Source organism: Streptomyces sp. NPDC102514, from assembly GCF_055584525.1.
In genome coordinates this window covers 15,743-31,671 of record NZ_JBVJLW010000004.1, presented here as the reverse complement: position 1 = coordinate 31,671, position 15,929 = coordinate 15,743, and the positions used below count along the sequence as shown (strand labels likewise).

Genomic DNA, 15,929 nt, shown 5'->3' with positions numbered 1-15,929 from the left:
CCCCAGCTGACGCCGTAGCGACGTAGCACGCGAAGGGCCCGGACGACCTCGGTCGTCCGGGCCCTTCGGCGTTCGCGCGCGTAAGGCAGCCACATCGGGACCTCAGCTGAGCCGGAACCCCACCGGCCGTGTTTCGGCCAGATCAACCGCACTGTGGCGCATGTCATACCCCCGGCGAGGGAATTGCTGGGGGCATGACAGAAGACGCCAGAGTGAGTGGGCTGTCGGACGAAGAGCGGCTGGCCCAGCTCGGTTACACGCAGGTTCTCGCCCGCCGCATGTCGGCGTTCTCCAACTACGCGGTCTCCTTCACGATCATCTCGGTCCTGTCGGGCTGCCTGACGCTCTACCTGTTCGGCATGAACACCGGCGGCCCGGCGGTGATCACCTGGGGCTGGGTGGCGGTGGGTCTCATGACCCTGTTCGTCGGGCTCGCGATGGCCGAGATCTGTTCGGCGTACCCGACCTCCGCGGGCCTGTACTTCTGGGCCCACCGTCTCGCCCCGCCGCGTACGGCGGCGGCCTGGGCGTGGTTCACGGGCTGGTTCAACGTGCTCGGCCAGGTCGCCGTGACCGCCGGTATCGACTTCGGCGCGGCCTCGTTCCTGGGCGCGTACCTGAACCTGCAGTTCGACTTCGAGGTCACGCCGGGCCGTACGATCCTGCTCTTCGCCGGCATCCTCGTCCTGCACGGCCTGCTGAACACCTTCGGCGTACGGATCGTCGGCCTCCTCAACAGCGTCAGCGTGTGGTGGCACGTCGTCGGTGTCGCGGTCATCGTCGGCGCGCTGACCTTCGTACCGGACCAGCACCAGTCCGCGTCCTTCGTCTTCACGGAGTTCGTGAACAACACCGGCTGGGGCAGCAGCTTCTACGTGGTGCTGCTGGGCCTGCTGATGGCGCAGTACACCTTCACCGGGTACGACGCCTCGGCGCACATGACGGAGGAGACGCACGACGCGTCCACGGCCGGGCCCAAGGGCATCGTCCAGTCCATCTGGACGTCGTGGATCGCGGGCTTCGTCCTCCTCCTCGGCTTCACGTTCGCGATCCAGTCGTACGACGGCGCCCTCACGTCACCGACGGGCGTACCGCCGGCCCAGATCCTCCTGGACGCGCTCGGCGCGACGGCGGGCAAGCTCCTGCTCCTCGTCGTCATCGGCGCGCAGCTCTTCTGCGGCATGGCGTCCGTGACCGCCAACTCCCGCATGATCTACGCCTTCTCGCGCGACGGGGCGCTGCCGTACTCCAACCTCTGGCACACGGTGAACCCGCGCACCCGTACGCCCGTCGCGGCGGTGTGGCTCGCGGCGCTGGGCGCGCTGGTCCTCGGCCTGCCGTACCTGATCAACGTGACCGCGTACGCGGCGGTGACGTCGATCGCCGTGATCGGCCTCTACATCGCGTACGTCATCCCGACGCTGCTGCGGCTGCGCAAGGGCGAGGCGTTCGAACGGGGGCCGTGGCATCTGGGCCGCTGGTCCCGCCCGATCGGCATCGTGGCGGTCGTCTGGGTGGGCGTGATCACGATCCTCTTCATGCTCCCCCAGGTCTCCCCGGTCACCTGGGAGACCTTCAACTACGCCCCCATCGCGGTCCTGGCGGTCCTCGGCTTCGCGGCGGCGTGGTGGTTCGCCTCGGCCCGCCACTGGTTCCTCAACCCGAACCACGAACGCACCCGCGCCCGAGAAGCGGCCCGAGCGGGCGCCCCGGAGCCGCTGGATCCGTGACCTCTCGACCCTCCGGCGCGGCCGGGACACCGATACCCGATCGGAGTCCCGGCCGCGTCCGGCTATGCTCGTTCCTGCGTCGACCATGGTCGGTGCGTGCGCCGGCGTCGGCCGACGCACGGACCCTTAGCTCAATTGGCAGAGCAGTGGACTTTTAATCCATTGGTTGTGGGTTCGAGTCCCACAGGGTCTACACGAAAGCCCCCAGCTCAGAGGTACTTGAGCTGGGGGCTTGTTTCGTTCGTCAGGCCTGACGGGATTCGCCCCCGTCGCCGGGCGGCCGTTCCACGACGAAGGATCCCTTGCCGCGCACGGTGACGATGAGCCCGCGCTCACGCAGTTCCTGAGCGGCCCGCCGAGCGGTGAGCCGGGCCACGCCGTACTCCGATCTCGGGGTCGATCTCGACTCGCATCTGATCGGGGCGCGGGAGGTGGCCGCCTGATGGAGCGTCCCCTCGGTCCCGCAGCCCGTCTGCTGCCTTGGCAGTCGCTCGACGGGAAGCCCTGTTACCTCGTCGCGGACAGTGGCGGCGGGTATCTGTCCCGGCTCGCCGACGACCTGGAGACCGTCCTGCTCGCCACGGGCGCCGACGTGCTCGACCTCGCCCGCCCGCTGCTGGACGATCCGGCGTCACCGCCCGCGGAGCTGCGCTTCGCCGGCCGCCGGCTAGCCGAGTGCCTGACCGACGCCCTGCGCGTTGCCGAGTCGCGGGGCTTGCGCCTGTCCGGAGCCGAGTAGCCACTCCGGAGGTCCGGCCCGGCGGGCGCGTTGTGTACACATGGTGCACTCGGTACTCTTGAGCGCATGACCCAGATGCCCATAGAGTCCATCCGCGACGTGCGCGCCCACCTGGCCGAGGTGGTCGAGCGGGCCGACCGGGACGACACCCCCACGGTCATCACACGGCGGGGCAAGGAAGTGGCCGCCGTCGTGTCGATCGAGGTCCTGCGCAGGTATCAGGAGTGGGAAGAGCGCGAGATCAACCGGATCATCGACGAGCGCATGGCGAACACGGCGGACGGCGTTCCGATCGAGGACGTCATGAGGGAAACGCTGGCACGTGGTGAATGAGCCCGGCGCGCATGCGTATCGCACCGTCTTCCGGCCGGAGGCCCGGTCGGAACTGCGCAAGATCCCGCGGGCTGCCGCGCTGCGCATCCTCACCAAGCTGACGGAGCTGGAGACGGACCCGCTCGGCTTCCACACCACCGCACTGGTCTCGCAGCCGGACCGGCGCCGCCTCCGCGTCGGGGACTACCGAGTCATCTACACGCTCGACAACGGGGAACTGGTGGTGTGGGTGGTCCACGTCGGACACCGGTCCACCGTCTACGACGTATGACCGCGCGGCTACCGGCGACCACGTGAGGGGCTCACGTCACGAACTCACAGGCTCACGTGATCACCAGCAACGCCCCCCACATCACCACCGCCAGCGCCGGCAGCACGTAGGCGATCAGGATGATCGAGCGGCCTCGGCCCCGGCCCTCGCCGCGGGTGGACCAGCTCGACCACGTCGCCGCGTACTCCGGCAGGCGTTCCACCGCTCGGCGCTGTACGTGCTGGTAGTACAGGCGGTGCCGGTGGCCGACGTACAGCCAGGTGAGGGCCAGTACGAGGCCGAAGGCGGCCAGGACGCGTGCTGCCACGAGGTGGTGCTCCGCGGTGAGGAGCGTCGTGTACGCCACGGCGAACAGCGACTGGCCCACCAGGAAGAGGTTGCCCCGCTGGAACAGCATCGTGTTCTCGTGCAGCGTGTGCTGCCAGAGTCTGCCGTCCTCGGCGATGCGCTGCGTGTGCGCCAGTGCCTGGGCCCGTGCGTCGGCGTCGCTGTCGTCCCCCATGGTCACCGTTCTGCCCCGCCGGACCGCGGAGTCACCGCTTCCGTAAGCGGCGGCCGGTCGCGTCAGCCCGCCGTGAGCTCTGCCAGGGGGAGTGTGTGCTGGGTCTGGAGGACCTTGGCCCGTAGGTACAGGACGTTGTGGGCCGTCGTGAACACGCCCGTCGGGACGCGGTGTCGTACGTCGATGCCGAGCGTCCGGAGCTGCTCCGCCTTGTCGGGGTTGTTGGACAGCAGGTCCAGCTCCGTGATGCCGAGCGCCGTCAGCATCTGGGCCGCCGCCGTGTAGTCGCGGGCGTCCTCGGGCAGGCCCAGGGCCGTGTTGGCGGCGTACGTGTCGAGACCCTCGTCCTGGAGGGCGTACGCGTCGAGCTTGTTGTAGAGGCCTATGCCGCGGCCCTCCTGGCGGAGGTAGAGGAGGACGCCGCCGCGCTCGGCGATCTGCTCGACGGCCTCGCGCAGCTGCGGTCCGCAGTCGCAGCGCGAGGAGCCGAAGACGTCGCCCGTCAGGCACTCGGAGTGCAGGCGGACCAAGGGCGTGGCGCCGGCGGGGTCGCCGAGGACCATCGCCACGTGTTCCTGGCCGTCGGTCAGGCCGTGGAAGGTGACCAGTTCGGCGTCGACGCTGTAGCCGTCGTGGAAGCGCAGGGGCACCCGGACGCGCGAGCGCTGGGTGGCGGCGGGGTAGTCGGGCATGCGGGTACTCCGGTCCACGTTCCTCATCTGCTTCAGATTTGAAGCAGATCCTCGAATCGAGACCCTAACCCATGCTTTAAAGTTAAAGCAACGGATGTCCGCGGGAAGCGGCCCCGGGCGGAGGGGCTACGTGCACGGGCCCGGCGAGCGGCGGCGCCACGGGACGTCGTCCGGCGGGGCCTGCGCGTCGTCGCCCTCCAGGCCCCGCGCGACACTCGCGCAGATCTCCTCCAGCTGCCCCACCTGCTCCGGGGTGAGCCGGTCGAAGAGGGTCGCGCGGACCGTCTCCACATGGCCGGGAGCCGTACGCTCCAGCAGTGCCATCCCCTCGTCGGTCAGGACCGCGGTACTGCCGCGCTTGTCGCTGGGGCAGCCCTCACGGCGTACCGCCCCGTCCTTCTCCAGGCGCGTCACCGCGTACGTCAGCCGGCTGCGCGTGATCTTCGTCCGCTCGGCGAGATCGGTCATGCGCAGGCGGCGGTCCGGCGCCTCGGAGAGGTTGGCCAGGATGGAGTAGTAGACATGTGGCATACCGGCCTCCTGCTGGAGCTGCCGGTCGATCGCGTCCTCCAGGAGGTGGGAGGCGGCGATGTAGGCGCGCCAGGCGCGCTGCTCCTCGGGGGTGAGCCAGCGGGTCGTCATGCCCCCAGTGTAAGTTTGCTTCAAACTTGAACCAAGCCGAGCCGAAGCCCGGGACCGGGCCCCGCCCCACCCGCCTCGCTTGCCCCACCCACCCGCGAAAGAGAGCGCGTCCATGCCCCACCCCCACGTCCTGTTGTCCGCCGCCGTCTCCCTCGACGGCCGTCTGGACGACACCGGCCCCGAACGGCTGCTGCTCTCCGGCCCCGCCGACTTCGACCGGGTCGACGAGGTACGGGCCGACTCCGACGCCATCCTGGTCGGCGCGGGCACCCTGCGCGCCGACAACCCCCGGCTCCTCGTGAACTCCGCCGAGCGCCGCGCCGCCCGCGTCGCCGCCGGCCGGCCCGCGTACCCGCTGAAGGTCACCGTCAGCGGCACCGGCGACCTGGACCCCGCCGCCAACTTCTGGTCCACCGGCGGCGAGAAGGTCGTCTACACGACGGACGAGGGCGCCGTGACGGCCGCCGAGGCCCTGCACGGGCTCGGCGTCGACGTCGTTGCCGTGGGGCCCGGACTGGACTGGCGGGCCGTGCTCACCCACCTCCACGACGTCCGCGGCGTACGGCGGCTCATGGTCGAGGGCGGCGGCCGGGTCCACACCCAGCTCCTCCAGCAGGGCCTCGCCGACGAACTGCAGCTCGCCCTCGCGCCCCTCGTGGTGGGCCAGCCGCACGCGCCGAAGCTCTTCGGGGACGGCGCATACCCCGGCGGCCCCCGCAGCCGGCTGCGGCTGATCGAGACCCGGCCCGTGGGAGACGTGGTGCTCATGCGGTACGTGCCCACCGCGCCCGGAACCGGACCCGTACCCTCCGCCGCCGACCACCGGTGGCTGGCGCTCGCCTGCGAACTGGCCGCCGAGTGCCCGCCCTCGCGGACCGCCTTCAGCGTCGGCGCGGTCGTCGTCGCGGCCGACGGCACGGAGCTGGCCCGCGGGTACTCCCGCGAGTCCGACCCCGTCTCGCACGCCGAGGAGGCCGCGCTCGCCAAGATCGCGCCGGACGACCCCCGGCTTCCCGCCGCCACGGTCTACAGCAGCCTGGAGCCCTGCGCCCGCCGCGCCTCGCGGCCCGCGCCCTGCGCCCGGCTGATCCTCGACGCGGGCGTGCGCCGGGTCGTCACCGCGTGGCGCGAGCCCGACACGTTCGTGGCCGCCGCCGACGGCAACGGCCTGCTCGCGGCGGAGGGCGCCGTCGTCGTCGTACTCCCGGAGCACGAGAGCGCGGCCAAGGCACCCAACCGCCACCTGAACCGGGGCTGACATCCACCCGTGTGCGCGGGGTCCCGCGAATGGCGTACAGTGGTCTCAACGACGCGGGGTGGAGCAGCTCGGTAGCTCGCTGGGCTCATAACCCAGAGGTCGCAGGTTCAAATCCTGTCCCCGCTACTGAAGGCCTGAGGCTGGAATCCAATGGATTCCGGCCTCAGGTGTTTTGCGGCCTCAGGTGTTTACCTTCCTCTGTGCCGTCCCCGCGCCGGCGCTCACTCGCCCGGTCCCCGTCCGTTCGCCCCGCCCCGCCGGTCCCGGAACTCTGGACGGAGCGAGGTGGTCGAGGGCAGGAGACACGTGATCGGGCGTCGAGCGGTCGAGCAGCGGTCGCCGGGCTCCGCCGGGCCGCCGCCGGACAAGCGGACCGGCCTGTATCCCCGTACCCGCGCGGTCGTCCGCGTGCTCCCCGCGCTGCTGATCGTCGCGGGTGTCTTCTACGACGTCCTCACCCCGCAGTACATCACCGCCGCGCCCTTCTTCTCGGCCGCCTCGCTCGTCGCCGCGCCCCTGCTGTCGCTCGGCGCCACCGTGTGGACGGGCGTCGCGGGCACGGCGGCCATGGTGCTGGTGACCGTGCGGTTCGCCGTCGACGCGAGCGGGATCACCGAGATCGCGACCGTGGCCACGGTCGCCTGCCTCGCCGTCGTCATCAACCGGCTCGTGAGCCTGGGCAACGCCCGGCTGGCCTCCGCCCACGAGATCGCCGAGGCCGCCCAGCGGGCCGTCCTGCCCGAACCCGCCGCGCGCACCGGCGGCCTCGACCTCGCGGTCCGGTACGTGGCCGCGCAGACCGACGCGCTCATCGGCGGCGACCTCTACGCCGTGCAGGACACCCCGCACGGCGTACGGCTCGTCGTGGGCGATGTGAGAGGGAAGGGCATGGGCGCGGTCGCCGCCGTGGCCGTCGTCATCGGGGCCTTCCGGGAGGCCGCCGAACAGGAGAGCACCCTGGAGGGGGTCGCCCAGCGGTTGGAGCGGTCGCTGATGCGCGAAGGGGTGCGGCGCGACAGCGTCGAGGTCTTCGAGGGCTTCATCACCGCCGTGCTCGCCGAGATCCCGCACGGCGCCCAGCGCGTACGGCTCGTCAACCGCGGCCATCCCGGGCCGCTCCTGCTGCGCGGCGACGGAACCGTACGCACGCTCGCCGCGGCGGAACCCGCGCTGCCCCTCGGGATGGGCGACCTGGGCGCCTGGCCCGACCGCGCGCAGGAGGAGGACTTCCCGGGTGGGGCCATGCTGCTCTTCCACACGGACGGACTGTCCGAGGCCCGGGACGGACGGGGTGTGTTCTTCGACCCGGCGGCACGGCTGTCCGGGCGCCAGTTCGCCGGGCCCGACGCGCTGCTCACCGAGGTGGTGGACGACGTGTTCCGGTACACCGGGGGCGGCGGTACGGACGACATGGCGCTGCTCGCCGTCCGCCGGCCGTGAGGGAGCCGGGACGCTCTTCCGGACCTATATCACCTGCAGTAGTCGAACGACGCCCCTGCGCATAACAACTGACACACCGTCAATAAAACCCGTACCTGTGAATGGCGATCAACTCGCCCGATTTACCCCGCTCCCAGCGTTTAAGTCCAGGCCAGGAGCCGTAACGATCATCAAGAACAGCTTGGAATCCGGTGCCTGAGTCTATTAACGTTCGATAACGCAGCGCGGTGTCCCAGCCGTCACAAGAGACGGCTCCGTGCGCACGCGCCGAATCCCGCAAGGGAACCGGGGAACCACCTACATGGGGTGAATCGCGTGTCTTTCGTGGTGGTGAACACCGCGGTTGACGCGCGTAGGAGACCTTCCTGCTCCGAACCCGTCAGCTAACCCGGTAGGCGAGAAGGAAGGAAAGGAGCGCGCCCACGTGGCGTTCAACAGGCCTGCCCCCACACCCTCGTTCATGCCTGACGAGGTGACGGGAGAGACCTCGGGCGAGAAGAAGCCCGACACCTTCGCCTTCGGCGCCCGCAGGGACGACGAGACCTGGGAGCCCTGGAATCCCAGCGCGGACACCGTCGTTCCCGTCCGCGGCAAGCACCGCGTCGCCAAGCAGCGTGGCGGGGGACTCGCCCGCAGCTCCACCGTTCTGGGCGTCGGTGTCATAGCCGCCGTCGGCGCGGGCGGCATGGCCTCCGCGCAGACCGGCAAGCCGCCGGTGTCGATCTCGATCCCCGACCTGCCCAACGTCGGCTCGCTGATCTCCGACGACGAGGCCCCCGAGGGTTCCAGCACGGCGCTCACCGCCGCCGGACTCACCGAGGCCGACGCCGAGGAGGGCAACGCCGACGCCGGCGAGGCCCTGCGCTCGCGCATCATGCTCCAGGCCGAACTCCAGCAGGACCAGGTCGACCGCGAGGCCCAGGCCGCCGCCGAGGCCGCCGCCGCGAAGAAGGCCGCCACGCTCGCCGCCAAGGAGCAGGACGCGGCGAAGGCCAAGGCCGCCGCCGCGAAGGCGAAGAAGGAGGAGGAGGCCAAGGCGAAGGCCGAGGCCGCACGCCTCGCCGAGCTGGCCAAGCAGTTCACACTGCCCACCTCCTCGTACACGATCACCTCCACCTTCGGGCAGTCCGGCTCGCTCTGGTCCTCCGGTCAGCACACGGGTCTGGACTTCGCCGCTCCCACGGGTACCCCGATCAAGGCCATTCACAGCGGCACGATCACCGAGGCGGGCTGGAGCGGCTCGTACGGCTACCGCACGGTCCTCACGCTCGACGACGGTACGGAGCTGTGGTTCGCCCACCAGTCGTCGATCGGCGTCAGCGTCGGGCAGAAGGTCAGCACGGGCGACGTCATCGGGCGCGTGGGTGCCACCGGGAACGTCACCGGGGCGCACCTCCACCTGGAGGTTCACACGGCCGGCGGCACCGGGATCGACCCGATGGCCTGGCTGCGCGGCAAGGGCCTCAACCCGTAAAGCCCCGACCCGCAAGCCGGTGTCCGCGCCCTGTGGGGTCGCGATGTCGCGGTGCATGGAATACGGCCGTCCGGTTCGGCCGTTGGTTTTGGCATGACTTCTCTTCGCAAGCTGGGTTCGTCCGACCTTGAGGTCTTTCCGCTCGCCCTGGGCGGCAACGTCTTCGGCTGGACCGCCGACCGGGCCGACTCCTTCGCCGTCCTCGACGCGTACACGGCCGCCGGCGGGAACTTCGTGGACACCGCCGACGCGTACTCGGCCTGGGCGCCGGGCAACGAGGGCGGCGAGTCCGAGACCGTCATCGGCGAGTGGCTGACCGCGCGCGGCAACCGCGCCGACGTCCTCATCGCCACGAAGGCCGGCGCGCATCCCGCGTACAAGGGCCTGTCCCCGGCGAACGTCAAGGCCGCGGCCGAGGCGTCGCTGCGCCGGCTGCGGACGGACCACATCGACCTCTACTACACCCACTACGACGACCCCTCCGTGCCGGTCGAGGAGTTCCTCGGGGCCCTGGACGAGCTCGTGCGCTCCGGCAAGGTGCGCGCGATCGCCGCGTCCAACATCTCCGCCGAGCGGCTCCAGGAGTCCCTGGACGCCTCCGACCGCGAGGGGCTGGTGCGGTACGTGGCGCTGCAGGCCCAGTACAGCCTGGTGTCGCGTGACACGTACGAGGGTCCGCTGCAGGAGGTCGCCTCGCGCGGCGGACTGGCCGCAGTCCCCTATTACGGGCTCGCCTCGGGCTTCCTCACCGGCAAGTACCGGGCGGGCGCGGACGTCGACAGCCCGCGGGCCGGTGCGGCGGGCAAGCATCTCGCGTCGGAGCGGGGGCAGCGGGTGCTGACCGCGCTCGACGAGGTCGCCGAGGAACGCGGCGCCGAGCTCGCCACCGTGGCCCTCGCCTGGCTGGCCTCCCGCCCCACGGTCGCCGTCCCCCTGGCCAGCGCCCGCACCCCGTCCCAGCTCCCGGCCCTGCTGTCGGTGGCGGACCTCACCCTGACGGACACGGACCTCACAAAGCTGACACGCGCGTCGGAGTGACCCTCGCGGGGCGGGGGGGGCAGGGTTGGGGCGGGCTTGCGTTGTTGCTTTGGCTTTCAGGGGCGCGGGGAACTGCGCGCCCAGCCCGAGACGGCCCGCACCGGGCACTCGACCCCAAGCACGGCGGTGCTGCCCCCCAAGGGGCGCGGGGAACTGCGCAACCATGCAAGCAGGCGGTCAGGACCGGTACGGGTTGTACGCCGGGTAAGGCGGCGGATACCCATACCCCGGCCCAGCCCAGGGCACAGGCACCGGCACCGCCGAAGTCGCCCGCGCCGCATACGCCAGCGCCGGCCGAGCCGGCTCCCGCCGAGCCCACAGCTCGTGCAGCAACTCCCGCTCCCGCACGGCGAAGTCGGCCCCCGCCCGCCCCCGCCGGCCCCGGTGGCGAAGAAACGCCAGCGACGTCGCGTACGCCTCGTACTCCGCCACCGCCCGCCCCGCATCCCGCCCGCCGTGATGCGTGGCGTACTCCCGCGCCAGCCGCCGCGCCTTCATCGAGCCGAGCACGAACGGCTCGGGCGCGGCCAGCCACCCCGCGACGGCGTACGAGGGCAGCTCCGTGCGGACCGTGCCCAGTTCGCGCTGGCGTGTCCAGACGGCCAGCCACGTGAGCAGTCCGAAGGACGGGACCATGAACGCCGCGTAGACCGCGAAGAAGCCGTACTCCCCGAACGCCGACGAGCCGTTCCACATCGCGTGCATGCCCATCGCGAGCAGCAGCCCGGTGATGGGCAGGACGACGCGGCGCACCTGGTGGCGGTCCGCGGAGAGCGCCGCGATGCCGAAGCCGATGCCCGTCAGCACGGTGAACAGCGGATGCGCGAAGGGCGACATGATCACGCGTACGAAGAAGGTCGCGGCGGTGACGGAGAAGAGGCCCGTGTCGCCGGTGAGCTGGTCCGTGCCGAAGGCCGTGCCCAGATAGAGGATGTTCTCGGTGAACGCGAAGCCGGTCGCCGTGACGCCCGCTATCACCACGCCGTCGACTATCCCCGTGAAGTCCCGTCTGCGGAACAGGAAGACGAGCAGGACCGCCGCCGCCTTCGCCGACTCCTCCACGATCGGCGCTATCACCGTCGCGCCGAGGGTGTCCGCGTGGGACGGGTCCGCCGTGGCCGTCGCTATCCACTGCGTCGCGAAACTGTTCGCGACGATGGCTATCAGCGCGGCCGCGCAGGCGCCCCACGCGAAGGAGAAGAGCAGATTTCTCCAGGGCCCCGGATCCACCCGGTCCAGCCAGCGGAACGCGGCGACGAGCAGGGGCACGGGGAAAATGGCGAGGCCGAGGCCCACCAGGAAGCCCTCCGTGCCGGTCTGTTTGCGGACGAGGGCCAGGATGACCAGGCCCGACAGGGCGAGCAGGGTGGTCAGCGCGGCGTAGCGCACCCACGTGCGCTGCCACCAGTGTGCGTGCCGACGGGCGCCTCCGGCGGGGAAGCCGGGGGGTGTCGGGGGTGGGGGACTGGTGGCCATGACAAAAACCCTAACGAGGGAGGGGCTCGGCCCGCGAGAGCGCCCCGTCCCGGGGGTGGGGGGAGCGGCTTCAGGTGCCCGTGCTGTCCGTACCGCTGTCCGTGCCGTCGTTGCTGTCCGTGTCATGCGGTACGCGGCGGAACAGGAGATCGTTCACCACGTGGCCCTTGTCCAGGCCCTGGGCCTCGAAACGGGTCAGCGGGCGGAAGTCGGGACGCGGCGCGTAACCGTTGCCGGGGCGGGTGTTCTCGAAGTCCGGGTGGGCGGAGAGAACTTCCAGCATGACTTCGGCGTACGGTTCCCAGTCCGTCGCGCAGTGCAGCAGCGCGCCGGGGCGGAGGCGGGACGCGGCGAGCGTGAGGAACTCCGGCTGGATCAGACGCCGCTTGTGGTGGCGCTTCTTGGGCCAGGGGTCCGGGAAGTAGACGCGCAGGCCGGCGAGGGAGTCCGGGGTCAGCATCTCGCGGAGCAGGATGATCGCGTCGCCGTTGGCCACGCGGATGTTGGGCAGGCCGGCCCGGTCCGCGAGGTTGAGCAGGTTGCCCTGGCCGGGGGTGTGGACGTCCACGGCGAGGATGCCGGTGCCGGGGTCGGCGGCGGCCATCTGCGCGGTCGCCTCGCCCATGCCGAAGCCGATCTCCAGGACGACGGGGAGGTCGGCCGCGAAGAGTTCGGCGAGGTCGAGGGTGCGCTGCCCGTCGATGTCCAGGCCCCACTTGGGCCAGAGCCGTTCCAGCGCGTCCGCCTGGCCCTGGGTGACGCGGCTGCGGCGGGGCTGGAAGCTGCGGATCCGTCGCTCGAAGTGCGAGCCTGCCGGGTCGGGCTGGGGGCCGTCGGGGAAGCGGGGTTCGTTTCTGGGGCGGGGGGTTCTGGATGAGTCAGACACAGTGGGTCGATTTTACGCGTCGGGTGCGGGTCCGTTGCCGGTCCGTGGCGGGTGGGTGCGGGGCCGGTCCGTCGTGGGTCGGGGCCGTGCCGGTACGTCGAGTCCGCCGCCCCCGGGCATACGGAATTCTGCTGACAGGGCAGGCCTTGTCGGAAGGGCTACGCGGCGGACTGCGACATACCGGCACGGCCCCTCGAGTGCGCTGTCGCCGGTCAGGTGGCCGCCAGGGCCTTGAGGGCTCGCTGGGCCACCTCCCGGCCGATGGGGAGGGAGGCCGTGGCCGCGGGGGAGGGGGCGTTGAGTACGTGGACCGTACGGGGGCCCTCCTGGATCAGGAAGTCGTCGACCAGGGTGCCGTCGCGCAGGACCGCCTGGGCGCGGACGCCTGCGGGGGTCGGGATCAGGTCGTCCGAGGTGATGGCCGGGAGCAGGCGGCGGACCGCGCGGGTGAAGGCGGCCTTCGACAGGGAGCGGTGCAGTTCTCCGGTGCCGTAGCGCCAGTGGCGGCGGGCTATGTGCCAGGAACCCGGCCAGGCGAGGGTCGCACCCAGTTCGCGGGGGCGGACGGTTCGCCAGTCGTAGCCCTCGCGGGCCAGGGCCGGAACCGCGTTCGGGCCGACGTGGACGCTGCCGTCGATGCCTCGGGTGAGGTGGACCCCGAGGAAGGGGAACGCGGGGTCGGGGACGGGGTAGACGAGGCCGCGGACCAGGTCGGGGCGGGCGAGGGTGTAGTACTCGCCGCGGAAGGGGACGATCCGCATGTTCGGTTCGTCGCCCGCGAGGCGGGCGATCTCGTCGCAGTGGAGGCCGGCGCAGTTGACCAGGACGCGGGCGCGGACGACCGTGCCGTCGTCCGTGCGGACGGCCACGCCGAGGTCGGGGCGGCGGTCGATGTACGCGGCCTTCGTGGCGTACCTGATCCGGGCGCCGGAGGCGTTCGCGAGGTGCCCGGCCACGGCGCCGTAGTCGCACACCCCGGTGGTGGAGACGTGGATCGCGGCGAGGCCCCGTACCTCGGGTTCGTACTCCTCGATCTGGGGGGCGCCCAGTTCCCGCACCGGAATGCCGTTCTCCCGGCCCCTCTGGACGAGGGCGTGCAGGCGGGGGAGCTCGTCGCGCTCGGTGGCGACGATCAGCTTGCCGGTCACCGCGTGCGCGATGTCGTACTCGGCGCAGAACTTGACCATCTCGGCCGCGCCACGCGCCGCGAACTGTGCCTTCAGGGAGCCGGGGCGGTAGTAGATCCCGCTGTGGATGACTCCGCTGTTGCGTCCCGTCTGGTGCCGGGCGGGGCCGGCCTCCTTCTCCAGCACTGTCACGCGCGTGCCCGGGGCGGCACGCGTGATCGCGTACGCCGTCGACAGACCGACGATCCCGCCGCCGATCACCAGCACGTCACAGTCGTAAGCGATCTCCCGCACCATCCGCCCACCCACCTCCAACACCTCCGACTCCCACCTCCGATAGTGCACTGCGCCACTGACATCCCCCTCAAACCAACAATCCAGCCGAACCGAACACCGATCCGATCAGATAGGGAGGAGGGGGAGGGGAGGGCCGAGGGGTGGTCACGACCGGGATGCCGGGCGCCGGGTGCCGGTTTGGGGCGGGGGCGCCCCTTCAGGGGCGCGGGGAACTGCGCGATCAGCCACGGCGGACCCGCAGCGGCAAGAAGCCCCCAGCCGGGCAGACGCCCCCTCAGGGGCGCGGGGAACTGCGCAATCAGCCACGGCGGACCCGCACCCCCACAACCGCCTCAGCCCCGTGGACGCGCAGGCAAGCCTTGACCACTAGGCCGGGGCCATCAGCAACGGCCGAGCCCGCTCCCGCAGCTCGACGACCCGCGGCTCATCCCCGTACGGCTCCAGACGGTGAAGAAGATCCTTCACGTACTCCGTCGTGCGCGCGGAGGAAATACGCCCGGCAACCTCCACCGCCCGCACCCCCTGCTCGCACGCCGCGTCCAGATTGCCCGATTCGAGCTCGGCGACCGCGGACACGACGAGCCGCAGCCCGTGCGAGCGTACGAACTCCTCCGTCGGCTTCGACAGCGCCTGCTCCGTGAAGCGGCGGACCTGCCGCGGAGCCTTCAGATCGCGGTAGCACTCCGCCGCGTCCGCCGCGAAACGGTCGTACGAGTAGAAGCCGAGCCAGGACGGATCCTGGTCGCCGTCCCGGGCGCGCTCCAGCCAGCCCTCGGCCGCCTTCAGGGCGCCGCCGGCCGCGTGGGCGTCACCCGCGCGCGCGTGGGCCCGCGCCTCGACCAGGCGGAAGAAGCTCATCGTGCGGGCCGTGGCCAGCCCCCGGTTGCGTTCGAGGGCGGCCTGCGCGAGGTCCACGCCCTCGTCGCCGAAGCCGCGGTAGGTCGCCTGGAGGGACATGGAGGCCAGTACGTATCCCCCCAGGGGGACGTCCGCCGCCGCGCGGGCCAGGCGCAGGGCCTGGATGTAGTAGCGCTGTGCCGCCTCCTGCTGGCCCGTGTCGAAGGCCATCCAGCCCGCGAGCCGGGTGAGTTCGGCGCTCGCTCCGAAGAGGGAACGGCCGACCTCGTCCGAGTACGAGCCCAGGAGCAGCGGTGCCGCCTCGACCCGTAAGCACTCGGGGACCATGGACGAACGCCAGTCGCCGCCTCCGTATTTGGAGTCCCAGCGCCTGGCGTCCTCGGCTGCCTCGCGCAGCTTCAGCACGTCGCTGTGGCCGACTTTCAGTGGCGCGGCGGAGCCCTCCAGCGGGCCGGCGTCCCGTGCCACCGAGGTGTCGGCCGGGGTTATCAGCCACCGTGAGGCGGGAGTGGCGTACGCGCTCACCGCGAACGATCCGGCGAGCGACTGCCAGATGCCGCCGGAGCCCGCCCGGCGTCCGGCGAGGTCGAGACGGTACAGATCCGTCGCCGACCGCACGGCCTGTCCTACGTCGCGGGGGAAGGCGAGGCCCACCTCCGGTGCGGGATCCGCGTCCGCCAGGCCGATCTCGTGGAGCGGCACCGGGCGGCCGAGTTTCTGGCCGATGGCAGCGGCGATGAGGTGCGGCGCGGCACCTTGCGGCACCATGCCTTTCGACACCCAGCGCGCCACCGACGTCTTGTCGTAGCGAAGAGTCAACCCGCGTTGAGCGCCAAGATCGTTGACGCGACGCGCGAGTCCTGCGTTGCTGATTCCCGCGAGGGCGAGAACGGTGCCGAGTTTTTCGTTCGGCCCGCGTTGCTCCCTGGACATGCGCCACCCCTCGACACAGACGGCTGCCGCGCGGGTTCAGCCACGCGGCATTCGTGCTGTGTCTTCCCGGGCCGTCAACCCCTGGAACCCCACCCGCACAAGCACGTGGCTGAGCCCTCAGGAATATGCCTCCCGCGAAAACACAGGCAAACACAGGGTAGTTCGCCGCATCCCAAGCGTTAAGGGGCATTGTTCCGGATGGCGGGATTGTGGTCCGCGGGTCAGCACGGAGC

General features: G+C 71.2%; 16 protein-coding genes, 2 tRNA genes and 1 riboswitch. Of the genes, 10 read left to right on the top strand and 8 right to left on the bottom strand.

Annotated elements, in window-relative coordinates; all coding sequences use genetic code 11:
• Positions 1-194: 194 nt before the first annotated feature.
• Both ACZ60E_RS11475 and ACZ60E_RS11470 read left to right on the top strand, forming a co-directional pair.
• Entirely contained in the window at positions 195-1,730 is a 1,536-nt protein-coding gene (locus ACZ60E_RS11475) for an amino acid permease (protein WP_384806522.1), read from the top strand.
• 120 nt (positions 1,731-1,850) lie between these two features.
• A tRNA-Lys gene (locus ACZ60E_RS11470) sits at positions 1,851-1,923 on the top strand.
• Between the two features lie 51 nt (positions 1,924-1,974).
• Here ACZ60E_RS11470 and ACZ60E_RS11465 read toward each other — a convergent pair.
• Positions 1,975-2,217, bottom strand: coding sequence for a GntR family transcriptional regulator (locus tag ACZ60E_RS11465; RefSeq protein WP_469440435.1), 243 nt, complete (start codon positions 2,215-2,217; stop codon positions 1,975-1,977).
• On the opposite strand from ACZ60E_RS11465, the gene ACZ60E_RS11460 reads away from it, so the two are divergent.
• From ACZ60E_RS11460 to ACZ60E_RS11450, 3 genes are all read left to right on the top strand, one after another.
• Positions 2,173-2,469, top strand: a complete 297-nt coding sequence (locus tag ACZ60E_RS11460; protein ID WP_453791160.1) for a hypothetical protein — start codon at positions 2,173-2,175, stop codon at positions 2,467-2,469. The genes ACZ60E_RS11465 and ACZ60E_RS11460 overlap by 45 nt on opposite strands.
• Positions 2,470-2,535: 66 nt before the next feature.
• Complete coding sequence (locus ACZ60E_RS11455; protein WP_381832523.1) at positions 2,536-2,802, top strand: type II toxin-antitoxin system Phd/YefM family antitoxin; 267 nt, start codon at positions 2,536-2,538, stop codon at positions 2,800-2,802.
• On the top strand, positions 2,795-3,073 hold the full coding sequence (locus ACZ60E_RS11450) for a type II toxin-antitoxin system RelE family toxin (RefSeq protein WP_384806659.1): 279 nt from the start codon (positions 2,795-2,797) through the stop codon (positions 3,071-3,073). The genes ACZ60E_RS11455 and ACZ60E_RS11450 overlap by 8 nt, the downstream gene beginning before the upstream one ends.
• 52 nt (positions 3,074-3,125) lie before the next feature.
• Here ACZ60E_RS11450 and ACZ60E_RS11445 read toward each other — a convergent pair whose 3' ends face one another.
• The 3 genes from ACZ60E_RS11445 to ACZ60E_RS11435 form a co-directional block, all read right to left on the bottom strand.
• Positions 3,126-3,575, bottom strand: a complete 450-nt coding sequence (locus tag ACZ60E_RS11445) for a RipA family octameric membrane protein (protein ID WP_469439697.1) — start codon at positions 3,573-3,575, stop codon at positions 3,126-3,128.
• Between the two features lie 62 nt (positions 3,576-3,637).
• A complete protein-coding gene (locus ACZ60E_RS11440; protein WP_469439695.1) occupies positions 3,638-4,267 on the bottom strand; it encodes a GTP cyclohydrolase II in 630 nt (209 codons plus the stop codon).
• 126 nt (positions 4,268-4,393) lie between these two features.
• Positions 4,394-4,909, bottom strand: coding sequence for a MarR family winged helix-turn-helix transcriptional regulator (locus ACZ60E_RS11435; protein WP_384806513.1), 516 nt, complete (start codon positions 4,907-4,909; stop codon positions 4,394-4,396).
• 112 nt (positions 4,910-5,021) lie between these two features.
• Between ACZ60E_RS11435 and ACZ60E_RS11430 the strand changes: the two genes are divergently transcribed.
• The 5 genes from ACZ60E_RS11430 to ACZ60E_RS11410 all read left to right on the top strand — a co-directional run bounded on the left by ACZ60E_RS11430 (position 5,022) and on the right by ACZ60E_RS11410 (position 10,119).
• Entirely contained in the window at positions 5,022-6,167 is a 1,146-nt protein-coding gene (locus ACZ60E_RS11430; protein ID WP_469439692.1) for a dihydrofolate reductase family protein, read from the top strand.
• A 52-nt stretch (positions 6,168-6,219) separates the two neighbouring features.
• A tRNA-Met gene (locus tag ACZ60E_RS11425) sits at positions 6,220-6,293 on the top strand.
• A 180-nt stretch (positions 6,294-6,473) separates the two neighbouring features.
• Entirely contained in the window at positions 6,474-7,607 is a 1,134-nt protein-coding gene (locus tag ACZ60E_RS11420; RefSeq protein WP_469439691.1) for a PP2C family protein-serine/threonine phosphatase, read from the top strand.
• A gap of 255 nt (positions 7,608-7,862) precedes the next feature.
• Positions 7,863-8,020, top strand: a riboswitch (cyclic di-AMP (ydaO/yuaA leader).
• A gap of 11 nt (positions 8,021-8,031) precedes the next feature.
• Complete coding sequence (locus ACZ60E_RS11415) at positions 8,032-9,081, top strand: M23 family metallopeptidase (RefSeq protein ID WP_384806507.1); 1,050 nt, start codon at positions 8,032-8,034, stop codon at positions 9,079-9,081.
• Positions 9,082-9,174: 93 nt separating this feature from the next.
• Positions 9,175-10,119, top strand: a complete 945-nt coding sequence (locus ACZ60E_RS11410) for an aldo/keto reductase (RefSeq protein ID WP_384806505.1) — start codon at positions 9,175-9,177, stop codon at positions 10,117-10,119.
• Between the two features lie 177 nt (positions 10,120-10,296).
• Here ACZ60E_RS11410 and ACZ60E_RS11405 read toward each other — a convergent pair whose 3' ends face one another.
• The 4 genes from ACZ60E_RS11405 to ACZ60E_RS11390 all read right to left on the bottom strand — a co-directional run bounded on the left by ACZ60E_RS11405 (position 10,297) and on the right by ACZ60E_RS11390 (position 15,696).
• Entirely contained in the window at positions 10,297-11,595 is a 1,299-nt protein-coding gene (locus ACZ60E_RS11405) for a PrsW family intramembrane metalloprotease (RefSeq protein WP_469439689.1), read from the bottom strand.
• A 70-nt stretch (positions 11,596-11,665) separates the two neighbouring features.
• On the bottom strand, positions 11,666-12,481 hold the full coding sequence (trmB, locus tag ACZ60E_RS11400; protein ID WP_469439688.1) for a tRNA (guanosine(46)-N7)-methyltransferase TrmB: 816 nt from the start codon (positions 12,479-12,481) through the stop codon (positions 11,666-11,668).
• 212 nt (positions 12,482-12,693) lie between these two features.
• A complete protein-coding gene (lhgO, locus tag ACZ60E_RS11395) occupies positions 12,694-13,905 on the bottom strand; it encodes an L-2-hydroxyglutarate oxidase (protein ID WP_469440434.1) in 1,212 nt (403 codons plus the stop codon).
• A 366-nt stretch (positions 13,906-14,271) separates the two neighbouring features.
• On the bottom strand, positions 14,272-15,696 hold the full coding sequence (locus ACZ60E_RS11390; RefSeq protein ID WP_107020588.1) for an MFS transporter: 1,425 nt from the start codon (positions 15,694-15,696) through the stop codon (positions 14,272-14,274).
• Positions 15,697-15,929: the final 233 nt, after the last annotated feature.